This is a genomic window from Candidatus Limnocylindrales bacterium (assembly GCA_035626395.1).
In the GTDB taxonomy this organism is placed as follows: Bacteria; Desulfobacterota; Binatia; order UBA1149; family CAITLU01; genus DASPNH01.
Genome location: DASPNR010000040.1, coordinates 1 through 5661 on the forward strand (window position 1 = coordinate 1; position 5661 = coordinate 5661).

Genomic DNA, 5661 nt, shown 5'->3' on the forward strand with positions numbered 1-5661 from the left:
CGCTGCTGCAAAGCACGACGGTGGCCAAGTCCAGGGAGTCCTTCCCGCGCGGCTCACGACAGAGAAAGAGGTCGATGATGGCGTAGAAGTGCCTCGACGTCGCGTCGGCGGACAGCCGACGTTGAGCCGACGCCGTAAGCCCGTTGCAGGCGTGGTGGAAGCTGCGTAGACATGCAGGGACGGAACTTACTCCGACGCGCCTTCTGAAACATCGTCTCCGGCGCCGACTCCGATTTCGACTCAGCCTCTACCAGACCGTCCCCGCCAGTGGTGCCACCGTCTTCGTTGTGCCAAGCTGAACCTGTTGATATGTCTCTTTTTTAAATTTGCCTTCCTCCGGACCGCGCCTCCATGGCCAGGGGGCGGCACGCCGCTGCCCCGATTCGGTGTCCGGCTGTGGACACATGCCTCTACCAGTCGACGGACCGACGTCAGCTGGCGGACCACGTGCGTGCCGAGCATCCCGGCGTCCGCCTGTCTGCGCCTCAACTGGCGCTCATGGGCCGAACGGCCGGACAATGCGACGAATGTGGCGGCGTTTTCTACCAACTTGGCGGACACCAAGCGCCCCGCCTGGGCAAGGTTGGCGGCTGCGCGACGCTGAACGGAGCCTCGCGTGCACGACGACGCGCCTCGGTGACCGCGCCGTCCGTGTCGACCAACCCTGCCGCCACGTCGCCCGCGTCCCGCCATGGTGCTTCCTCTGGTTCCTCTGGTCTTTCCGCCCGCTCGGCGTCCGCTGCTGCTGCTCTGCAGCAAACGGCCCCACGAGCCCCGCCACTGCGCGACGCGGCACTCGCTACGTCCGCGCGCGCGGCGCTGGACCTTCTGCACGCCAATCCTGCCCTTACGTCGTCCGCGAGTGCGCCTCCGTCCGCGACGACGTCAGCCTGTCCGCCGAGCCGTCACCCGACGTCAACATCCGCGCCTGCACCCGCGCTGCCCGCGGCTTCGCCTATTCCCGCAACAACCGCTTCTGCCCCCGCCACCGCGTCGCCCACCGCCGCCGACACCGCCGCCGGCGCCAACAAGCGCGCCCACTCCCCGGAGGCCGACGACGACACCGCGGCGGGTCCCGAGCGCAAGCGCGCGCGCCCCTCTCCTCAAACACCGCCTGCCTCGCCCGCACCTCCGTCGCCACCGCCGCCCGCTGCACCACCGCCAGCGTCGCTGCCGCCGGTCTCCTGCGCCATCTGCTACGACGACCTGGCAGCGAGCGACGTGTGCCTTACGCCGTGCGGCCACGGTGGTGACATGCATCAGAACTGCCTCGTGGTCTCGTTCGCCTCCAACGGCCCTGTCTGCCCCGTGTGCCGTGCTGACGTTCACGAGTATGCGGGGCAGCGCGTCGCGCCTCTCTCTGCCGCCGACATCCAGGCGCGCATCGAGGACGACAACAGCCTTCTCGTGCTCTCGAACGGCATCGAGGCCCTTCGCAGCAGTGGAGTCACGCTCCCAGAGCCCCTCGGTCTCGACGTCACCGCTGCCATGGTCGGCGCCGTCTCCGAGGCGCTCTACCGCGGTGACGCCGCCGCTGTCCGTGACGCGATGTCCGTTCTGCTCCTCGCTGCGGGAACCGAAGACCGCGTGCTGCCTGACCTGCTCGATGCCTATCTCCCGCCGCCGTACAATGTGCGCCCACCAGCAGCCGCGCCGCCTCCACGCCGTGCGCCGCCGCCGCACGTCCCATCTGCTGTGCCGCCTCTCGTCCCGCGGTCCGCGCCACCACTGCCGTCCTCCCCCCCGTCGTCCGCGCCGCCTGCGCCGCCTGGGGGTCCTCCCTCTGCCCCTCAGCCGCCGGCACTGCCTTCTGCCCCTCCGCCGACATCACAGCCCCCGCCAGCCCCGCGACGCCCGCCAACGCCGCCGCTGCCGCCGCCGCCGCCACCTCTGCCGGCCCAGCACCCGCCTGCACCCCCGAGTGGTGGCGATGACGACGACGCCGACGCCGCGAGGCTGCGCGCTGCCACGGACGCCGTCGTACACGACGTCGCGCTGCACCCGCGACTCTTCCGACGCGTCCCCGCGTACGCCGTCCCCATCTGGCAAGCGATCTGCCAGAAAGTCTTTGGCGCCTACGCTACCGCGTCCCGCGCTGGCGACGCCGAAGCTCGCGCTGAAGCCCTCGTTGCCATCATCAGCCTGCCCGCTGCCGCGCTTCGCTGCATCCGCGGCGGGCGCCAGCGCGGCAGGCGCCAGCTGCTCGACCAGCTGCGCTTCGTCCTCTCATCCCTCGACGCCGACGCCGTCACGCGCCTCGCTGACGCCGAGCGCCACGACGACGACGAACACGGCGTCGACGGCGAGCCGCCGCCCACAGCGCCACCCGCTGACGCCAACGCGAGCCGCATCCGCCGGGCCGTCTCCCTCGTGCGCGACGGCTTCCTCTCTCGTGCCGTCCGTTCTCTCTCGCAGAGCGGCGTCGCCCCCCTCAACGACGACACGCTGCGTCAGCTGCAGGCGCTGCACCCGCCCTCGTCTGACGCCATCCCCGCCCGTCCGGACGGCGTCCCCGTCGTCTCCGTCGAAACGGCATCACTCGTCGACCGCGTGCGGCGTCTCTCAGGGCGCGGCGCGTCTGCTGGGCCGTCGGGCTGGACGGCGGAGATGCTGCGTCCCCTCATCGTCAACGACCCCTGCATGGACGCCCTCGCCGTCCTCGTCGCCGACATCTCCAACGGCACGCTGGGCGACCCCCTCTCCAAGGGTCTGCTCCTCACGTCGCGTCTCGTCGGCGTCCCGAAACCGCGCGGCGGCCTCCGTCCCATCGCCGTCGGCGAGCTGTTCCCCAAGCTTGCGGGCCTGCACGTGCTCGACCAGATCGGCGGCGCGCTGCCGGCGCTGCTCGGCCCCGTGCAGAAGGGCGTCGGCGTCGCCGGCGGATGCGAGCGCGGCGTGCACGTGCTCCAGGCGGCGCTCGAGCTCGGCGGCGACGACGTCGTGCTGGGCAAGACGGACATCGCCAACGCCTTCAACACCGTCCCGCGCGGCCGCATGCTCGCCGACTGCTACGCACACCCCGAGCTCGCGCCCGCCTTCCGCCAACTCGATTGGTCGTACAACGAGCCCACACGCCTTCTCGTCGTCGATCACGGCGTCGTTCGCGTCGTCTGGTCGTGCGAGGGCACTCGCCAGGGCGACGTCCTCTCTCAGGCCGCCTTCGCCGTCTCTGCCAGGCGCCGCTACGCCGCCGTGCTGTCGGCGCATCCCACCGTCACTGCCGTCGCCATCCACGACGACCTCACGCTCGCCGGCCCGCACGCCGACGTCGTCGCTGCGCTAGACACCTACCAGCGAGAGACGGCGTCAGACGGCCACCGTCTCGTCCCCGAGAAGTGCTCCATCCTATGGCCACACGTCACGCCGACGCCCGCTGCGCTGACTTCTGCCTGCGCGGACCGCGGCTTCCAGATCGTGACGGGGTGCACGGAGGTGTACGGCGCGCCCGTCGGCCTCGACCGCGACGCCATCACCCGCTGGGTCGTCGACGCCGCCGCCCGCGACGCGCAGCTGTTCTCCGACCTCGAGCACCACGAGATGCCGATGCAGGTCTCTGTGCTGCTGCTGCGCGTCAGCGCCGTGCCGACAATGGACTACACCATCCGCACCGTCCCCTCCGACCTCACCCGCGACGCCGCGCGCTCGTTCGACGAACGCGTTCTCCGCACCTTCTATGCCAAGACCGGCATCGCCGTCTCTGACGTGGCACAGCAACTGCTACAACTGCCCATCAGAAACGGCGGCATCGGCCTACGCAGCATCGCGACCGCCTGCGCTCCTGCCTACGCGTCCTCACTCGCCCTCGCAGCGCAGGACATCGCTCCTCTTCTCGCCGCCTCCCACGTCGACTCGACGCCGCCTGACCTCCCCACGGCGCGCGGGCTGTCGGACGCGCTCTCCTTCCTGCGCGACGAGCACGTGCCCGCGGCAGAGAAGACCGATGCGGGTCAGACGTCCGGCGACCCCGCTGCGTTTTTCGTGAAGTTCCGCGACGGCTGCGCGCCGCACTTCCAGCAGCAGCTCACGCGCGCCATATACGACCTGCACTTTCACGGCATCCTCCGCGCCGCCTCTCTCTCCGATCGGGCACGTCTCCTCAGCACGTCGTCGAAGCGAGCTGGTCTCTGGCTGACGGCCACGCCGACGTCGAACGAGCTGTTCATTCCCGACGCTGCCTTCCTTCTCGCCCTCCGCCTCCGCCTCGGCCTTCGCCCCTACGACTTCATGCCGTCTCACTGCGCCTGCGGCGCCAGCCTCGCCGCAGACGCCGACGCCAACTGCTCGCACACGCTCACCTGCCAGCGTCAGCGAGCACGATCCGGTCTCCTCCGCCACAACGGCGTCCTCGCGCGGCTTCTCGCGTACTGCCGCCGCGGCAACGTGCTGTACCAAGAAGCGCCTATGTTCGATCACCGCGTGCCCGACGCCGAGCTCTTCTTCTCCGAGCGAACGCACCACATCGACGTCAGCGTCACGCATCCAGCTGCGGACTCTTACGTCACGCGCGCGGCCACGACCCGTGGTTCTGCGGCGCTTCGACGCGAAGGCGTCAAGCACGCCGGCCACGCGAGCAACGCCGCCAAGGCGGGCGCCCTCTTCACCTCAGCCGTCGTGGAAACGTACGGCGCCTTCGGCGACGCGCTCACCGGCCTGACGCAGACGATCGTGAACCACATCTCCGAAGCGGCCGCCGGCGGCGACACTGCGCACCAGCTCCTCTGCGCGCTCCGTCAGGAACTCTCCGTCGCAGTGCAGAAGGGCAATGCCCGCGTGATTCAGCAGACGATCGCCGCGGCGCGCCACGCATCAGCGTCCACCGGCGGCGGTCACGTGCCGCACTCGCGGCATCTGCGGGACGCCGCCAACGCCGCGCGAGCGCGTGCCTTCGTTCGCAGCTACGACGTCGACGACGGCGACGGCGCTGCCGGTGGCGACGCGGCACCGCTCTGTCCTGACGTCGACTACGTCGTCGTCCCGTCCGACGACGACAACGATGCGGACGGCGTCACGGCGCTTGCAGACGCTCGCTCCTCCGACGGCGACGCGCGCCTCGACGCAGCAGATGGCGACGCCGACGACGCGACTGCGGATGCGTCGGGCGTGGCGCGCGTAGAAGCGACACGCGGCACTGCAGCCTCAGGGCACCGACGCCTCAGCGTCTTCGCGCGTCTCTCGCGCGACCCGCGCGGACACGGCGCTGCGGCGACTGATGACGACGACGGCGATCGAGTGAGCGTCGCAGACGACTGCGGCAGCGCCGACGGACACGGCGACGCTGACGAGGGCGCCAACGGCGTCTTCGACGGCGACAGTAGCTACGACCCGGCGGGCGAGCGCTGAGCGCCACCCGCTGGATCACGGCTGGCGGCGGCGGCCGGCGTGCGTTCGTCGTGATCATGTTCGATCACGGAGTGGCCGGTAGCTCGATCGAGCGTGACACTCCGCGGACCGCAGGGGACAACTGCTGGGTTACGGAGTGTTGCGAGGCGCGCGTTTCTTTCGTAAAGACAGAGAACAAGAAACAGCGCGTGTACCCGCGATTTCGCCGTTCGCTGCGGGTGGCGGTGACGGCTGGATGGCACTTGACACTGGCGAGTGTGCGCGCCGCGAGCTCGGATGTGCGGCGAAGTTCAAGCAGAACGAACTTTGGCGCCCAGCTGT

Annotated in this window: 2 protein-coding genes; one reads left to right on the forward strand and one right to left on the reverse strand. The window is 70.3% G+C overall.

Translation table 11 applies throughout. The features are described from left to right. Nucleotides 1-2226 precede the first annotated feature (2226 nt). Nucleotides 2227-2469: a hypothetical protein gene (locus VEC57_15565; GenBank protein ID HYC00551.1), complete on the reverse strand. Its 243-nt coding sequence runs from the start codon at nucleotides 2467-2469 to the stop codon at nucleotides 2227-2229. Between the two features lie 171 nt (nucleotides 2470-2640). Between VEC57_15565 and VEC57_15570 the strand changes: the two genes are divergently transcribed. Beyond that, complete coding sequence (locus VEC57_15570; protein ID HYC00552.1) at nucleotides 2641-5340, forward strand: hypothetical protein; 2700 nt, start codon at nucleotides 2641-2643, stop codon at nucleotides 5338-5340. Nucleotides 5341-5661: the final 321 nt, after the last annotated feature.

Coding starts and splice junctions, on each gene's coding strand:
- VEC57_15570 (HYC00552.1), top strand. CDS start 2,641: ATGGACGCCCTCGCCGTCCTCGTCGCCGACATCTCCAACGGCACGCTG.